This window comes from Hymenobacter terrenus, from assembly GCF_000972495.1.
In the GTDB taxonomy this organism is placed as follows: domain Bacteria; phylum Bacteroidota; class Bacteroidia; order Cytophagales; family Hymenobacteraceae; genus Hymenobacter; species Hymenobacter terrenus.
Genome location: NZ_LATM01000027.1, coordinates 1 through 16,992, shown reverse-complemented (window position 1 = coordinate 16,992; position 16,992 = coordinate 1). Strand labels below are relative to the sequence as shown.

General features: G+C 61.5%; 13 protein-coding genes and 1 pseudogene. 3 read left to right on the top strand and 11 right to left on the bottom strand.

Annotated features, from left to right (window positions below):
- Window positions 1-12: 12 nt before the first annotated feature.
- From WX88_RS21685 to tssD, 10 genes and pseudogenes are all read right to left on the bottom strand, one after another.
- Window positions 13-963: a hypothetical protein gene (locus tag WX88_RS21685; RefSeq protein WP_156176339.1), complete on the bottom strand. Its 951-nt coding sequence runs from the start codon at window positions 961-963 to the stop codon at window positions 13-15.
- Complete coding sequence (locus WX88_RS30375) at window positions 932-2,068, bottom strand: aminotransferase class I/II-fold pyridoxal phosphate-dependent enzyme (protein WP_052732963.1); 1,137 nt, start codon at window positions 2,066-2,068, stop codon at window positions 932-934. The genes WX88_RS21685 and WX88_RS30375 overlap by 32 nt, the downstream gene beginning before the upstream one ends.
- Window positions 2,069-2,229: 161 nt before the next feature.
- Window positions 2,230-4,386: a hypothetical protein gene (locus WX88_RS28145; protein WP_156176337.1), complete on the bottom strand. Its 2,157-nt coding sequence runs from the start codon at window positions 4,384-4,386 to the stop codon at window positions 2,230-2,232.
- The gene (locus tag WX88_RS21670; RefSeq protein WP_197076892.1) at window positions 4,346-5,710 is read right to left on the bottom strand and encodes a hypothetical protein; all 1,365 of its coding nucleotides are present in this window, start codon (window positions 5,708-5,710) and stop codon (window positions 4,346-4,348) included. Before WX88_RS21670 ends, WX88_RS28145 begins: the two co-directional genes overlap by 41 nt.
- A gap of 166 nt (window positions 5,711-5,876) precedes the next feature.
- Window positions 5,877-6,902 (bottom strand): hypothetical protein, encoded by a 1,026-nt coding sequence (locus tag WX88_RS28140; RefSeq protein WP_052732960.1) that lies wholly within the window; start codon window positions 6,900-6,902, stop codon window positions 5,877-5,879.
- Between the two features lie 159 nt (window positions 6,903-7,061).
- Window positions 7,062-7,964, bottom strand: a complete 903-nt coding sequence (locus WX88_RS21660; protein ID WP_046246521.1) for a hypothetical protein — start codon at window positions 7,962-7,964, stop codon at window positions 7,062-7,064.
- A gap of 181 nt (window positions 7,965-8,145) precedes the next feature.
- Window positions 8,146-8,313, bottom strand: coding sequence for a hypothetical protein (locus WX88_RS30370; protein WP_156176335.1), 168 nt, complete (start codon window positions 8,311-8,313; stop codon window positions 8,146-8,148).
- A gap of 93 nt (window positions 8,314-8,406) precedes the next feature.
- Complete coding sequence (locus WX88_RS21655; protein WP_052732959.1) at window positions 8,407-8,979, bottom strand: T6SS immunity protein Tdi1 domain-containing protein; 573 nt, start codon at window positions 8,977-8,979, stop codon at window positions 8,407-8,409.
- A 9-nt stretch (window positions 8,980-8,988) separates the two neighbouring features.
- Window positions 8,989-9,564, bottom strand: a complete 576-nt coding sequence (locus tag WX88_RS21650) for a T6SS immunity protein Tdi1 domain-containing protein (protein ID WP_052732958.1) — start codon at window positions 9,562-9,564, stop codon at window positions 8,989-8,991.
- A gap of 52 nt (window positions 9,565-9,616) precedes the next feature.
- A pseudogene (tssD, locus tag WX88_RS30990) lies at window positions 9,617-10,633 on the bottom strand (type VI secretion system tube protein TssD).
- A 468-nt stretch (window positions 10,634-11,101) separates the two neighbouring features.
- Between tssD and WX88_RS21640 the strand changes: the two are divergent.
- Window positions 11,102-11,713 carry a helix-turn-helix domain-containing protein gene (locus WX88_RS21640; protein ID WP_156176334.1) on the top strand — a complete coding sequence of 204 codons (612 nt, stop codon included), beginning with the start codon at window positions 11,102-11,104 and terminating at the stop codon, window positions 11,711-11,713.
- A gap of 159 nt (window positions 11,714-11,872) precedes the next feature.
- Window positions 11,873-12,292 (top strand): hypothetical protein, encoded by a 420-nt coding sequence (locus WX88_RS21635; RefSeq protein WP_156176333.1) that lies wholly within the window; start codon window positions 11,873-11,875, stop codon window positions 12,290-12,292.
- A 303-nt stretch (window positions 12,293-12,595) separates the two neighbouring features.
- Here the strand turns inward: WX88_RS21635 and WX88_RS21630 are convergent, their stop codons facing one another.
- Window positions 12,596-14,665, bottom strand: coding sequence for an RICIN domain-containing protein (locus tag WX88_RS21630; protein WP_082116221.1), 2,070 nt, complete (start codon window positions 14,663-14,665; stop codon window positions 12,596-12,598).
- 1,343 nt (window positions 14,666-16,008) lie between these two features.
- Here WX88_RS21630 and WX88_RS21625 point away from each other — a divergent pair.
- Window positions 16,009-16,992 (top strand): hypothetical protein (locus WX88_RS21625; RefSeq protein ID WP_046246517.1); only part of this gene is annotated, 984 nt, incomplete at its 3' end.

Sequence of the window (16,992 nt, the reverse complement as noted above, 5' to 3'; positions counted from 1 at the left end):
ACCCAGGTCGAATCAACCCTGTCTCTTCTTATCTAAATTCTTAACTAGCAAATCCCGATTTCGCTGGCGCTCCTCTTCGCGCCGTCGCATTGCATCCTGTGCCAGGTCGACGATGGGTGGTGGCTGCCTAGGGTCTTGCCCAATAGCTTCCGGGGTGGTCATTCCTATAATCACGCCCAGGGCCGTGCGCCCGAGGGGGCTGCGGAAAAACCGCCTTTTGCTGGCATCTCCCACCATGAAATTCAGCTCTTGTTCAAACTCCCGCGAAAACGGGTTGGCCAGGAAAGGATTCATTGCCACCTCGCCCAACTCCTGCTGGCCCAAGTCGAAGCGCTTGGGCGTATTATCGTCCACGGTCTGCTGGCGTTTGCGGCGGTCGGCCTGGGCCGTGGCAGCCGCTTTGGCCATGTTGTAAATGGGTTCGGGCACCGCTTTGGGCCCCAGCGCCAGCACGCCCGTGAGCGCAGCGGCTTGGCCCCAGTTTTTGGCTTTTTCCCACCAGCCTTCTTCTTCAAGCGCCGAGTCGGAAATAACTTGGTCGAGCAGAAGGGTACTGGGCACCTGCTGGGCATGCGCTGGGCGAGTTGAATGCCGGCAATGGCCGCCGCAGCCACACCCGCAACGGGCTGGCCCTGCGGTGCGCAGCCGCAGCTTGTTGGCCAGATAGTAGCGGCTCAGGTAGCCGGCCAGCGCCCGGTAGCAGCTGTCGCACAGCGGCTCCCCGGTGATAAGCAAGATGCTCTTGATTTGCAGCGGGAATCCCGGCCGGGCCGCCGACTGCCGGTTGAACCAGCGAATGAACTGTCGCTCGGGGTGCTGCTGGCACCCATGGGCGCCGCCCGTGCGGGTGCGGCGCAGCGGAATCCGCAGCACGTTGCCCACTTTGGGATAAATAATAGCCACGGCCGCGGGCGTCGAGGCGTGGGAACGGCTACGGGGCAAAAGAGTCGAAGTCGGGTTCATGGCGAAAAGAAACGGAACGGGAGGAAGAAAACCAGTCGGTGCGGCCGGCCAGGGCGACCAGCGCAGCCGTCGCGCGACTGATATCGGCGGTCGAATGGTCGGCCCGCAGGCAGAAGGCTATTTCGGGGACACCGGGGCGGACTTCGCCGGCCAGCAACAGGGTTTCGAGGCCGGCCTGCCGCAGTTGCTGGTGCAGCCCCAGCGCCGCCGTGGTGCGGGCCACCACCAGCTTCTGCACCGGAAACGAACCACCCTGGGGCCGCAGACCGGCCCGCGCCAGCTCCCGCCGAAACTGCGCGATGCGCAGCCCCAGACGAGCACGCGCCGCTTCGCCGTGACGGGCATCGTGGCGCAACGCAGCGGCGGCAGCCCAGGCGTGCCAGGCCGAGACGGGGCTGGTATGCACCCGCGTTTCGGAGCGCCGCCGGAACTGGGCGAGCCGGGCGGCCCGGCCGGCCAGCACGGCTACCGGCACCCCCAGTCCCTTGGCCAGCGAGATGATGCTCAGCACTTCCGGCGCCATCACCTTGTTGTTTAAACCCGCCCACGGCAGGCTGCCACCGCCGCCCTGCCCCAGCGGGTGGCGGGTGCTTGGCTGGCGGCCCAGCACTCCAAAAGCCTGGGTATCATCAAGCAAAAGCACGGCGCCGGGGTGCAGGGCCAGCAGCTCGCAGTAGCAGGCCAATGGCGCGGGGCCCCGGCCGGGATGCCAGCCATCGGTCACGAGCCAGGGGGTGCGGCCCTGCTGCCGGTAGGTGTGCAGCAGCCGGGCCAGGCCGGGCAGGTCGTCGGCCGAAAACGTGGCCACCGGCAGGCTCCGCCGCAGGGCCCGCAACGCCCCCCATTGCCCCACGGGGTAGAGGCGCTGGTCGAGCAAAACCACGCCAGCGGTGGGCATCAGCAGGAATACATCCCAGAACAAATGCAGCGTGGACGGAGCCAACAGGCCGGTTTCCAGGCCCTGACGGTGGGCTACTTCCCGGGCCACGCGGGCCGCCCTCGCGTCCTCGGTGAGGGCGGCGGGGCGGCCGGTGGTTAGTACGAGGCCCGCGGGGGGCGGCAGTACCCGCGGGCCAAGGTACAGGGCAGAAGTAAAGTTGAGCATGTTGTAGCCGTAAGCGCAGCCTTGGTGGGGCACAGCCCTGAGTGGGACGCAGCCTTTGCTGCGTCAATCGTTATCAATCTTTAGAGCAGGTCGATATGAGATGCTTAAAAAGTATCCTGGTGCGCTCGTTCAACGATTGACGCAGCGAAGGCTGCGTCCTACTACTCGTTTAGGGTGCGGCGGCGGGGCACGGGTGGCACCATGGGCCGGCGGGGCGCGAGGGGTCCGTTTAACTGGCGGTTGCGGCGGAGCTGGCCTTGCTGAATGGCATTCTGGCGCTCGATGAGCTGCGCGGGCTGCAGGTAGCGCTCCTCGTTGTCGGGCGCGTTCTGACGGATGTCGCCGAGGTCGGTGGCGAGGTCGATGCCGGTTACGGCCTTGTAGGCGTGGATGTAGCGCTGAATTTCCTCCCGCCAGTAGTGGGCCCAGTTGGCGGCATTGGTGGCGCCCACGGTGGGGCTGTTCCAGGAGCCGTAGCGGATGCTGAGCAGCAGCTGCTCACCAAAAGCGCCCAGGTCGCGGAAGTGGGTGATGTTGGTCGGGTTCCAGCCTTGCAGGCTCTTCATGTTGTCGACGCGGTCCATCCAGGGCTCGGTGTAGGGCACCATGATGCGGCCGCCCAGGAACTCGCGCACCTCGGGCCGGGCCAGAATCCACTGCTGGGTGAGCATTTCGGCGCGGGCCGTCCAGGGCAGGTCGCCGTACTGGTTGTGCGCGCCTTCGGCGAGGGTGAGGTGCACTTCGCGCAGGTGGTTGAGGATGGGGAAGCCATCAGGAATCACCGTCGTGAAGTTGGCCTGCTGGTAGAACTCGGTGGCTGCACGCAGCAGGCTGTGGAAGCTCCGCAGGAAAAAGGTGCGGTTTTCGGCCACGGCAATGTTCTGCACGCCCCGCCCAATCAGCCCGAAGCCGTACTCGTACTGGTATTCCAGGTTGCGCCGGTTCATGGTAAGGCGGTTGCGCTCGTCCTCGATGTAGCCCCAGATGATGTTGTTCAGGGGCCGCAGCGGGTCGATGGCCATGTTGGCCAGCGGGTCGGGGCCGGGGCCAGGCCGGCGCACGTTCTGGAAGCGCAGGCTGAGTGCGTTCATGGTTTGCACCAGGCCGCCTTCCTCGTGCCAATACGACCAAATCAGCTCCATGAGCGGCGGGGCCTGGAGCTTCGATTTCAAAATGCCGTAGCAGATGTCGCCGCCAAACAAGTCGTTCGAAGTTTTCAGCTTCACCTCCGACAGCTTTTCGCGGATAATCTTGAAGTACGGCAGGGCTTTGCCTTCCTGCTTTTCCAGCTCTTCCAGGTACTCATCGCGCAGGGTACCGAGGCTAAAAGCTGGCCCACCGAGGCGGCGGCGCTCATCGAGGTTGCCAAGGTGGTCGGGCGGCTGCACGTTGAGGTTGCCGTTGCGCCCCCCGTTGCCGTCGAAGTCCTCCGGCGTCAGGGCCAGGCCCGCTTCCTGCATCAGAAAAAACTCGGTGGCATTCTTCAGCATGGCGTACGAGGCCGAACGACTGAACGGCAGTGGCCGGCCCGCGTTATACGAAGTAAACCTTGCATTATTGAGGCTATTGGCATTGCACAGCACGTCGTCGATGAAGGCCCGATACTGGCTGAAATTGATGCTGCGGCGGCGGATGAGGCCCCACAGGGTCTGGTCGTAGGTTTCCTCGCGCTTAGCCTCGCTCAGCGACACCCGCACCGGGGTGTTCACGTCCTGCTCCTGCACGCGCAGCTTCAGGGGGCCAAAGTCGTAGGACGAGAACGCGCTACTGCTGCCACCGCTGGTCGGCGTGCTACTGGCCGGGTTAGTCCCATCGTTACCTTCCACCGTTTCCCCGGCCGTGTCTTTCGAGATAGGCTTTGTTGGCCGGGGCCGGCCGCCGTTGATGATTTCGCCGGCAATAGCAAACGTGCCAAGCTGATCCCAGGTGCGCACGTGCCAGGTCAGCTCCACCATTTGCTGGCCGGTCAGCGGTATCACCCCCGTGACCAATTCCAGCTCGCCGTAGAGCGGCTTGGCTCGGAAGGCGCCGCGGTTGGCACTTCTGCTGGCTGGGCGGTTCCTGGTAGCCTCTGATTCAGGGTCCAGCAGCAGCTGGCCATTTGCCACCTTGTATACAAACTCGTGGGATTCAGCCGTCCGGCTATCGCCTAAGTGGTCAAAATTCAGGTCGATAATGCCCGACTGTCCCAGCCATTCCACCAGCGATTTGTCGCGGGAACTAGTGCTCAGCGTCAGGGTCAGGGCAGAATCGTCGCCGAGCGACACCTGCGAGGCGTCAATGCTTAATTCGCGATGCAAGCTTGATCCGGGATTCATGGGTACGGGGTTTTAGAGGTAAAGTGGAATGATTGGCGGGAGCCGGCCCGGCCGGCGCCACGCAGTAGTTGCGGGCCCGGTTCAGGGCCCAGTGCGCGAGCATGTGCGAAAGCACGCGCACCTCTTCGTCGGTAGAAATTCGGCCATCGGCCTTGGCCTGCCCAATCACCGCGAATACCAGTGACGGGGCGCAGTGCTGGCGCAGGTAGGGCTGTTGCTGCCAGGTATCGTACAGGCTGCGCAGCTGGTCGGGCTGGCGCTCGGCTACCGGGAAAATATCGGCCACCCGCTGGCCACGCAGCGAGGCCGGCCGGTGGCTGAGCACGAGGTCGGCGAAAGCGGGCAGCACGGCTTCGAGCCGCCGGATGAGGTCCTTCTTGTCGGCCCCCAGCTCATCGGTCGGATACATATTTTCCCACTGCTTGCTCAGCGTGGCCCACTGCGGGTGCGGAAACAGGGCCGCCCCCAGCGCCAGGCTGATTTTCATCCGAATCCAGGGAAATGGGTGCGGGCCGTCGTTGCCGATGCGGAACACGAAGTAGCTGGGCAGGCTCACCACGCTCAGCAGCCCGTAGGTAGCCGTGATGCCCAGGTGGCCCGTGGCCCAGCAGTCGGACAGGATTTCGTTGAGCCAGCGACTGAGCATCTGCCACGGCACGGCTTCTTCCTTGGTGCCGGCGGCAATATTCTCGTCCAGCACCTGCCGGATGGAGGTGGTCAGGTTCAGCAGCTCGGACCCCTGGTGCCCCACTTCGTGAATGAGCGAGGACGCGATGCCCGAGCCTATCATGCGCTCGCGGGGAATCTGGATGACGCCCACCGGGTTTTGGTCGCCGCCCGGCAGGCGGGTGCGGGCCCGGCGAATGGCCGCCCCGTGCCCGCGCTCCAAAAAGCAGATGAGCGGCGGCGCGGAGTAGTAGTTGCTGCCCGCCGCCAGGGCGTCTTCGGCCAGCACGTCGAGCCCCGCCACCCAGATGCCCGTGCGGTGCTCGCTGCGCTGGCCCAGCACATCGGCGAAGATGTCGACCTGGTCCAGCAAGTTGTTAAAACGCAGCTTAAGCAGTACGTAGCGGGCCTGGGTTTTGGCCGCGCTCAAGCGGCGGCTTTCCGGGCTGCGCAGCCACCGCACAAAGTCCAGCAGCTTGCGGCGCAGGTCGAAGGCCACGTGCGCCAGGTGGGCATTGATGGCTGCCTGGGCCGGCGCCGATACCGCCGCCGCCAGCACCATGGGCGTGCTCAGAGAAAATGAGCGCACGGTCCGGAGGCGGCTGCACAAGGCCAGCGTTTCATTCACCAAAAACCGGGTATCGTCGGCGGTTCGCATGGAGGTAAGAAAAATGGTGAGGTAGTAGCGTGGCGCCTCTGCTCCGGGGCACCGCCGGGTGCGCAGCAGCAGGCCCACAGTAGCTTGGAGCCTTTGCTCCCAGGCCCCGAACGACAATCATCGGCCCGTTTCAGAGTAGCGCCGCACAGTAGCCGCCTTGCTTCATTTACAGCTGAATAACTAGCGTGCGGCCCCGGCGCATCCAGGTGCCACGGGTAGCGCGGGCGGGTGCGTAGCTGCCCTGGTCCTGCTCGTCCGCCCCATCAAAATCGGGCTGGTCGTAGTACCCATTATCCGAGGGCGCGTAGCCATTAGCGGCGTGGGCGGGTGCGGCCGGTGCCCCACCGTAGGCCGGTGCGCCATAGAATGGTGCGCCGTAGGCCGGAGCTGGCCGGCCGGGAGCAGCCCCGTAAGCGGGGCGGCGCGGGGCCGTGTAAGCCGGGCGCCGGGCGCCGCCCTGGGCGGGCCGACCCACCGGCCGCGGGGCCGGGCGCTGGCCGGGCCGGCTGTTTACCGAACGGAAAGTGCCGTCGGGGTTGCGGGGACGCAGCAGGCCGGGGGCGTGCTGACGGGCGGCCGTGGCAAGGGCCTGGCGCACCACGGTGGGCGCGGGCGCCCCACGGCGCTGGCTCTGGATGGTGGCGGCGCGGCTCGCCGCCGAATTGGCGAAGCGCACGTAGGCGCGGGCCGTTTCAAACTCCTGGTCCTCCGGGCTCAGGCCTTCCAGCTCCAGCTCGAAGAGGTTGCCGGCCAACGAGCCCAGCTTGCTCCCAACCGCGCTGCCCAGCGGCCCGCCGAAGAAGGTACCCAAGGCACCACCCGCGATGGGCAGGGCTTTTTTGGCCACCGTTTTGAGCACGCCGCCAATGGCCCGGCCCACGCCCGACTTGGCAAAGTTGCTGATGCCCCTGGCGGCACCCTTGATGAGCTTGCCCAGGAACATGTTCAGCTCCTCCTCATTGCTGACTTCGAGCAGCTCGTGGGCCAGCTCCATTTCCATGGTTTCGTTAAGCTCACCGCTGAACTCGCCACTGAACTCGCCGTTCATTTCGAACGACTCACCCTGAGTCTCACCGCTGGTTTCGCCCAGGAATTCGGGGTTAAACTCAAAGGTTTCCAGGGATGGACCGCCGGTTTCCAATTCCTGGCCGAAGGCTTGCTCAAATTCCTGAGAAAATTCATTGTTATACATGGCATCGGGGGTAAGTGAAAGGTGAAAAATTGGTGTAGCTTGGAGCCTTTGCTCCGAGCAGCGTTGGAGAATACTTGGTGGGGCGCAACGCGGAGCGAGCGGGATTGGTGGGGCGCAACGCGGAGCGAAGGCTCCGCGCCACTGCGTGAGGGGATATAGTTACACGTTGTAGAGGACTACTACCCCACCCCGGCGCTCCCAGGTGCCACGGCGCGCCCGGCGCGAAGGCCCGCTAAGCTGCTGCTGACTTCCATTGAGCAAGCCGGGTGCGTACTGAGGGGCCGAGGCGCTCAGCACCTGGCGGCCCAGCGCCCCCAGGCTCAGGTTGGGGTTGCGGCGCAGGGCGTGGTTGGCACGGCGTGTTACATCAGTGGCAAAGCGCACGAACGAGCGGGCAATTTCCAATTCCTGGTTTTCGGGGCTCAGGGCTTCCAGCTCCAGGCCGAATACTTTCTGGGCATTGTTGGCCAGCCAGTTGCCGGCCTGAGTACCGGCCCACTGCCCGGCCTGGGTGCCGGCGTAGCCCCCGGCTTTGCCACCGGCCCAGGCACCAGCGCGGGCACCCAGCGGGCCCAGCCGCCCACCCAGCGCACCACCGGCCCGGCTGCCGAGCGCGGCGCCGGCCTGCCCGCCGTACTGGCCGGCGAGCTGCGGCAGGGTCTTCTTCCCAAAATCGACGAGGTAGCGCCCCACGCCTTGCCCGGCGGGCGACTTGGCCAGCTGCGAAGCAGCCCCCGCCGCGCGGCTGATCAGGTTGCCCAGAAACATGTTCAGCTCCTGCTCGTTGCTCACTTCCAGCAGCTCGCCCACCAGCTCTTCCTCGTTGTTCACTTCAAAATTCTCACCGTTGAATTCGCCGCTGAACTCCTGAGCGAATTCCTGCTCGAATTCCTGACCCAGCTCCTGGCCGTACTCCTGCCCATATTCCTGGCCCAGTTCATAGCCGTACTCCTGCCCCAGTTCCTGGCCGTATTCGCCATTGGTTTCGAAGCTGTTTTCATATTCGCCGTTCGTGGCGGCCCCGGATTCAAACTCCTGAAGGGTTCGGTCGATGTTGTGCATGGTTGACAAGGGTGAATGAATGAGAGATGCTCCTCTGTTTTCAATACCAATGCCAAGAGTAAAAACCGCGTTTCCAGCGCGCTGAGGGGGGTGTAGCGCGAAATAAATTTCGGACCAACGCCAAACGGCTGGTTTTGGCGAAAATCATTTCGTCAAAACCAGCCGCAATTGAGGAGAGGCTTTAGCTGAAAACAGCACCCATTACAGCCCCGGCCTTCCGCACGGCGCGTCGCCACACGGGCCTTTGGGCTGCTGGCCGGAGCTGGTCGGTTCCACTGTAGGCTACGTAGCGGCCGTTTTCGCCTTCCTCGAACTCCTCCTCATAGCCCGTGCAATAGGCCGTGGCCAAGCTGACGGTTTCGATGGTATGCCTTCGGCGCTGTCGAGGAAGATGACGTGAGCTAGGAAAACGAGCAAGCAGCTTGGTGAGCACGGGCGTCGACTAGCGTTCGAGCAGGCCGGTGAACTGGCTGATGAGGGCGATATGCTCGCGCAACTTCACTTTCTCCAAGTGCTCCACGGTTTCGGGACCGCCCAGGGCCAGCAGGGGCACGTAGCCGAAGCACTCATCAAAGGCGGGTTCGCCTAACCGTTCCCGGGCGGCAGGGTACGGCTCCCAGCGCAAAGTTTTGCTCAAATAAGAATCGTAGGAGAGGTTGCGGAAAAAAACCTTGAAATTTTGAGCCACTACATTAGTTGTGCCGTGCCGGTAGTCCAGCAACCCCAAACAATCTAATTCCCACACCAAGAGGTCGCCCATCGCCGTTACAAAAAGCACCAGGGGCGGGTCCGGAGCAGCGGTACTCGTGAGTTGATAGGTATCGGCCAGCAGGTCGGCGTAGTCAGCGGGGTTCACCACCTTCAGGTAGCCGTCGCAGAAGGTGCCGAAACCATACTGCTCCCACACTTCAAGCAGCTCAGGCGGCACCCGGTCGCGATAGCGGGTGAGGAGTTCCGGGGTGGGCCGGTCAACAATGGTATATTCTGGGAAGCGAGCAAGCAGCTTAGTAAGCACGGGCAGTAGCTAACGTTCAAGGATACCAGTGAACTGACTAATAAGGAAGATATGCTCGCGCAACTTCACCTTCTCCAAGTGCTCCACGGTTTCGGGCCCACCCAGGGCCAGCAGGGGCACGTAGCCGAAGCACTCGTCGAAGGCGGGTTCGCCTAATCGTTCGCGAGCGGCAGGATACGGCTCCCAAAAAAACTCTTCCGCTAGGGTTTCTCCCCCATCACTCAGGTTGCGAAAAAATAACTTTAAATCTTTACCGACAACACCCGTGTGGCCATGCCGATAATCCACCAGTACTAAGTATCCGCGTTCCCAAATAATGAGGTCGCCCATCCCTGTAGCGAAGAGCACGACGGGCGGGGCTGGAGCAGGGGTACTCGTGAGTTGATAGGTGTCGGCCAGCAGGTCGGCATAGTCGTCGGGGTTCACCACCTTCAGGTAGCCGTCGCAGAACGTGCCGAAGCCATACTGCTCCCAGACCTCCAGCAGTTCCGGCGGTACCCGGTCGCGGTAACGGGTGAGGACCTCCGGTGCTGGCCGGTCAACAATGGTATATTCTGGGAAACGAGCAAGCAGCTTAGTAAGCATAACAAAGAAGAGAACTGATAAATAATGGGGGCACGAGCGAAATAAGCTGTATTTAAAGTACTGGCAAAGCGATGTCCAGGTAGGTGGTAGCTTGTTCTTCGGGCGTCATGGCAGCGGCATAGTCACGAATCTGGCGGTCAATGCCCTTGATGCGCTTGGGCCAAGCTCCACCGATAGCGTAGTTGACTCGCGCATCGCCCATGCCGCTAATCAGATGACCATGACCGCCTGCAATCTGGTCCGGGTCATGCAGCGCGGTTTGCGTATCCAGCTACTTCTGGGCCTGAATTAATGCTTGCTTGCGGGTTAGATTTTCGTCGGCATCTAGTAGTTCCTCCGCTTTATCTCTCAACGCTTCAGTCCGCGCCAATTCTTGGGCTTTATTGCCCTTGGGGTCTCGGCCGTCGGGCTTGGTCTTTTTGCGGTTCTGGTAGGCATCGCGGTTGGCGAGAAACTCGGCCACGGTGAGTCGGTTCATCCCTTGCTGTTGGCCCGTGAGTTGGCGTACGTACTCGCCCCGGTTTAGGGCAGGCTTGTGTTTGGTGCCGCCTTTCACCTCAAACGGCGGGTCGGCCGTGATGCGCGGCAGGCGCGGCACCCCGTCAGCCCCCACCACGAAGGGCCGGGCGGCCGTTAGGGCGGCCACCGGCGGCACCCCGTGGTCCCGTGCGGCCGGGGCCACAAATGCCGCGGCCGGGCCGCCCACGCTCATCGTGAAACCACCGGGGCCAGTCAGCTCCACGTAAGCCACGTAACGGCCGTGTTCGCCTTCCTCGAACTCCTCCTCGTAGCCCGTGCAATAGGCCCTGGCCAGGCTCACCGTCTCGATGGAAATGCCCCCGGCGCTGTCGAAGAAGGTAACATCGGCCGGGTAGTGCGTGGCGGGCGCCGCTGCCAGGGCTTCGAGGAATGTATCGTTCGGCACGTCCATCACCAAGTCTACCTTGCCGTGGCGGACGCGCTCAATGGCCCGGCCCCGCTCGTTGGTGCCTTGATGAACCCCATAGGTACAGGTAATGAGGGGGTAGATGTGCCCGGCGATATGCAGCTCGGCATAGATGGCACCCATTGGTAGAAGGGAGTAACGGTGGAAGGAGGTTCCAAAGCTACAGCGCGGCTTCTTTTCTACCGTTCCTAGCTCGAAAAGGCTGCCGTAAAATGCGTGGGTAGTTCAATCAACGTTCGGTTGGTCCGATGTTCCCCCCGCCAGATGAGGTCTCTGAGGCCAAGAAAACGCACTCTGTTCTTAGAAGCCGTTTAGAAAGTCACCAACATCAGTTAAAACGTCATGCTGCGCTTGTCGAAGCATCTCTACCGCTTCGTTGAACGGCTCAAACGAGGCGGTAGAGATGCTTCGACAAGCGGACGCCAGATGAGGCATGACGGGCAACAACACTTCCTAAACAGCTTCTTATAGCATGCGCTCACCTATGTACCCCTATAAAAATAAAACTCCAATAAGGGTACAGTTTACCTGAAAATATTGTACCCTTGTGAAAGTTTCTTCTTCACGAAGGTACACTGTTCGCTCTCCCTCATGCCCCCTTCCCCGCCCGCCGGGTCGTCGTTGCCGGCCCGTGTCCGCCAGCACTTTGGCCTGGAGCAAAAAGCCCTGGCCCTGTACCTGGGCGTGAGCCCGGTGCTCGTCAAGCACATCGAGGCCGGCCGCCGCCGCCTCACCGGGGCGCTGTGGCTGGCCCTTGAGCCGCTGGCCCGGCACCTGCCCCCGTCCGCCCCCCTCCAAGCGCCGGCCGCCGAAGCCCCGCCGCCCGAAGCATTGCCCGCCGAAGGCCTGCCGCCCGAACTCCCCGCCCCCGACTCTACCGAGCTGGACTACCGCCGCCGGGTGTGCCAGCGGCAGGCCGAGCGCCTCGAAAAAGAGCTGGCTGGCATCGAGCAGCAAGTCCGCGTGGCCCGCCATTGGGCCCAGGCCCTGCCGGCGCTACTTCAGGCCGCCGAAGCTACTGCCGACCCCGCCGACCCTGCCCGCACCGCCTGGCTCCGGGGCTGGCTGACCCGGCACGCCCACCCCCTGCCTGTGGCCGCCGCCACCCGCTGGCACCTGCTGCGCGCCCGCCGGGCCGCTCTCACGGCCGAAATAGCGGCGCTCGGCCCCCGCCCGCGTGAGGCGGATAAACGGCGACCCTGAGTGGCGGCCGGCAAGCCCTTCGCAAGCGCCGAATGCCCCTGCCTACCTCCTCTTTTAGAATAAATGATTGGAGATAAACGGATTTTGATAATAATATAAAATTCTTTGTATTTAAAGCGCTACATTTGGCTATACATCAACCCTAACTTTTTTACCCTCATGGCCATCGATTACACCATCCTCACCGACCTAGCGCAATGCGACGCCGCCGATGCCGACGTCACCTTTGAGCTGAAAACCTTCGCGGCCCGCGACATCAATGCCGACGTGGCCGACGAGCGCGCCGACCGTTCCAAAACCGACATCACCGCTCAGCTGAGCAAGGTGACCGGTGAAATCTCTTCCCTCGACTATCGCCTGGCCGAGCCCGGACTCGATGCCAAGGTGCTGAGTGACCTGACCGACGAGCGCGAAGCCCTCGTGGTGCTGCGCAAGAAGCTCACCAAGTGCAGCCAGCAGGTGACCGGCACCAACCGCTTCCTGGCCCAGGTCGATGTCGAGCAGATTGCCCAGCAAGTGGCCCTGCTCACCACCGTGAAGGCCGGCATTGCTACCCGCCGCGCCGCCCTGTCCTCGTAGGAAGCCGCACTCATTCCCGCCCGTCAGGCTTCGACAAGCGCAGCCTGACGAGCAAAAAGCCCAAAAAAAAGCTCCACTTGCCTACTGGCAGTGGGGCTTTTTTCAGACCTGTGGCTTGGGAAGTTGTTTGATTTACTAAAGCCAGTCATGCTGCGCTTGTCGAAGCAGCTCTACCGCTTCATTGAACGGCGCAGACGAAGCGGTAGAGCTGCTTCAACAAGCGCAGCATGACCGTTCCTGATGATTTTCGGCTAACTAAACAGCATGACGACCTGAAGACCACTAGTGCTTTTGCATGATTACTTACCTCACAATCACTAGCTCCACTCGCCGGTTGAGCCGGCGGGTTTCTTCGCGCTCGTTGGAATACTTAGGCTTCGAGCCCCCGAAACCGACCGTGGTGATGCGCTTTTCATCGACGCCGCGACCCACGAGGTAGCGCTTCACCTCGGCCACCCGGTCTTCGGAAAGCTGCTGGTTTTTGTCGGCCGGGCCCACGTTGTCGGTGTGGCCTTCGAGGCGCACTTCGGTGTTAGGGCTGGCTTGCAGGGCAATGGCCAAGCGGTTCAGCTCGGTGTAGGAGGAGCCCAGCAGGCCGGCTTTGCCCTGGGCGAATATGATGCTGGGCAAGTCGACTTTGGCCCCCACCGCTGCCGGCAGCAGCAGCAAGTCGCGGCGGGGCGAGCCGGTGGCCACCAGTGTGTCGCCCACGGTGAGAAAGCCACCGCCGTTGGCCGAGAGGTAGTATTTGCCCGGCAGCAGCGACATCTGGTAGCCGCCGGTATTGTCGGCCTTGCTGGTGGCGTTGAACTGCGTGCCAGCGGCATTGGCCAGCAGATTGGCTTTTATTATCGCGCCCGGCACCGGCTGCTTGGTGCGGGCATCGAGCACGCGCCCGCTCAAGAAGGCCCGGCCCGACGTTTCAGTAACAGCCGCTACCGGCGCGGCTGGCAGCGAGTCGGCGGGCACCACGCGGTTGGTGCGCCAGATGTCGTTAGTGCCGTTGGGGGTAGTTGAGGAAGAGAAGTAAGCCGTTTTGCCATCGGGCGCGATGCTAAAGTAGGCGTTGAAGCCGGGCCCGTTCAGCGCCGGGCCCAGGTTGCGGGGCTCGCTCCACCGAAACCAGGTGTCGTCGAGGCGCTGGCTCACGAAGATATCGGCCGAGCCGTAGCCCATGTGGCCGTAGGAGGCGAAATACAGCGTTTTGCCATCGGGCGCGAGCCAGGGGGCAAAGTCGAAACCAGGCGAGTTCAGCACCGCCCCCAGGCTCTGGGGCTCCTTAAAGCCGCCGCTGCCGTCGGGCCGGCTCAGGTAAATATCGTTGCCACCTTCCGAGTCGCCGCGCTCCAGCGAGAGCAGCAGAATTTTCCCATCGGGCGACATATAGAAGCCCGTGCCGGGCACCGCCGAATAGAAACTGGCAATGCGCAGCGCTTCGGGGCGGACGCTTTTGGGGGTGGCACCCGGTGCGGTGGCCGCGGCCTGTGCCACCCGGCTCACCCCTTCGTCGCGGTAGGTGCCGTCGCGCTCGTAGGTGCCGCGCACCAGCAGGATTTGGCCGCCGGTGCCCGTCGTGCCTTCGATGGAATTATTCTGGGCCGTGTTCAGGCCGTCGAGGCGCGTGGGCGGGCCCCAGGTGTGGCCGCCATCGCGGCTCTGGCTCATCCAGGCGTCGCCGGAATCGGTGTTGCCCTCGGTGTTGCCCGCAAACTTGGTGCGGGCGAAGTACAGCGCTTTGCCATCGGGCGCCAGCACCGGCGCTATCTCGTTGCCGGGCGAATTTACAGAGCCACTCAGCGGCTGCGGCGGGCCAAAGGGCGAAGCCGCCGTCACCACGTTCAGGCGCAGCCGAAACAGCCGCCACTGCTGGCTGGCGCGGCCATTGTTTTTCTGGGTCAGTACCGGCGTACCATTGAACTTGTCGGTGGAAGCCAGGGCGGCGCAGAGGCCCTCGCTCTTGTTTTCGAGCTGGTAGCTGCCCAGCGGGCCGGCCGGCACCAGGCGCCACTGCTGCTGCGCGCTCCCCTGGAATGGCCGCTGCACCAAGGCCGTATTCTCGCCGGCCTTGTCCACGGTCAGGCATTGGCCACTGTGCCGGGCCTCAATGCGGTAATACTCGCTGCCAGCGCGCACCGGCACGAAGCGCCACTGCTGGCTGGTGGCGTGCGTAAACTCCCACTGCACGGCCGGCGCGCCGCTGGCCGTGCTGGCACTGGCCACATCGAGGCAGCGCCCGGTACCCCGGTCTATCAATCCATAATAGGCTCGCTCATCGGGCACAAAAGGCGTTTGGGCGGAGGCAAAAAGAGGCAGCAACAGGCACAGCAACAGCAGTCGAAACATCAGTGGGGGCACGCAGAAAAGAGCGCGCATGGTGAAGTACGCAAAAGAACGGCGGGAAAGGCGAAACGCGCCATCCTGGCTTCTACCCCAACGCTAAACAGCACCGCGCATTGCGCCAAACCAACCAGCCTAAAGCGCTCTACTGACGTGGAACTGGCCGCCCAAGCTTTTTTCACCGCCAAAGCTCCTGTTCAATCAAACAGCTATTTGCGCTAGCGCGGCACCAGAATTACATAGCACTGACTTATAACCCATTAATCCGCCCAACCGGCTTGCAGAGTTGGCCCCGTCACATTCTTCGTTGTCCTGAGTGAACATCGAATGCCCTTGCTGGCTGGCTTAGAAAGAGCCCCCGCGCACATGTTGGCCTTGAAGCATGCAGGCGTTGTATTGGAGTAGGCGGGGATGACTGGGCAGGCACGATGGTAAAGCTGGTTGCTGGTGCGTTCGGTCCGGGAATGCCATGCTGAATCTCAGACTTGCTTGAGCTTCTTATTGGTGTACACCATTGCTAAAAAGTAGACAGCACGATAATTTTAGCTGATTTAAAAAACCGCTTTACAGCTCTTTTTTCAGCAATCGCAGGACTGAAATAAGAAATAAAATTGCATTTATAACAAATGCGCTAACCCTAAACAATGCTACAGCAAGTATCACCTGCTATTTTGAAATTACATGATAAATTCCGCATTTGTTCTTATCGCAAATAATCATTATGCAATCAGAATAATGTCCTCCAATTATTAGAATAAAATTCCTATTAATGGAATGTGGTTTCCATTTTTAAGACTAATTCCAAAATCAATAAAATACACCATACGAACTAGCTATTCGGACATTTCTGTTGATGTTAATTTATCTTTGATGAATTAACATCTTTTCCGTAAAACATGTTGTTTATCAATTCATTATCTTGGAATCACAATAGATTTTCAGGTGATTACAAGCAAGGCTTAAACCTTTTAACCTGAAGCACGATAAGTTATTTGCAAGTTTCTAAAACCATATTCAATACTCAACCAAAGCCAATAAATCAATAAATATTCGCTATTCTTTATTTATAACTAAATTCTAAAACATTATTCGTCAGCAATCTTTTCTTACTAAATTCGTCGTATGATTCATACAGCAACAGCTAAGACTAGTATGATGATTCATTTTTTGACTATGGAAAGCAATTAAACTCTAATAACAGAAATATTATCCTAAGCATTATCAAAATTACGATTAAATAAAATCTAAGAAATTAAGATTACTCCTCTCATACATAAAAAAACTAAAACACTCTTGCGTGGACTGTTAGCGAACAGTCAACTACGCATGTAATTTCTCTCGGTGCCTTCCTGCATTTATCCATTCCCCACATCTTTTTTATGAAACAATTCTTACGCATTCGGCGCGGTGCTTCTCCGGGCCTACCCGCGAGTAGCGTCGATCACCGGCCCGGCCCGCCCAGCCGTGGCTGGGCACGGCTGGCGCTGCTGCCCCTGTCGTTGCTTTTTAGCCCCGTGCTGGCCCAGTCCACGCTGGAGTTTGCGCCGGGCGCCGGCAATCCCACCGGCTCGGGGCCATCCATCGCGCCACAGGTTATCACCTTCCAAAACAACCCGGATAATCCTGTCGCCAACACCTTTACCCCCTTTACCCCCACCACGACGGCCACGTTCACACTCAGCAACCAGCAGTATGCGCTCTCGACCCTCACCCAGATGAGCACAGGGACGGGGGTCGCGTTCGGGGCGGGCAGTAATAGCGCGGGAAGCGCGGCAACGGCCCTGGCCCTGTTCCCGGCCCTAAACTCCATTGGGGCCTCGACGGACGCCAACTACACCTCCGTCAGCGGGGCCAGCGGTGGGCTCAGCACCACGGCCAACAACGGGGTGGAGGTGTATACCTCGGTCGAGGGCCTGCCCTACAATGCCCCGCCCAATGCCCGCTATCAATTCGCGGACCTGACCATCACCTTCAACCGGGCCGTGGTCAACCCCGTGGTTCACCTCACGGGCCTGGGCTCGACGACCACCACGCCCACGACCAGCTTGGGTATCTCTACGGAGTTGGACTTGCTCACCCCGGGACTCACCCTTTCCGAGCTCAGCGGCTCGCCGGAGCTCGATATCCGGCCCACCCAGATTCGCAACAGCGCAGCGGTGCCCGCCGCCGCCACCGGCTCGGGCGCGGCCAGCGGCTCAGTGCAAGTCACCACACCTGCGGCAGGCATTACCTCCCTGCAGTTCCGCATCTTCTTACGGGGACAGGCCAGCGGGGGCGGCCTGTGGCACGACCTGATTTCGACGACCCACAGCGGCGATGGCTGGCTGATTGGGGTGTCGGCGCTGACGCCCGGCGATGTGCTG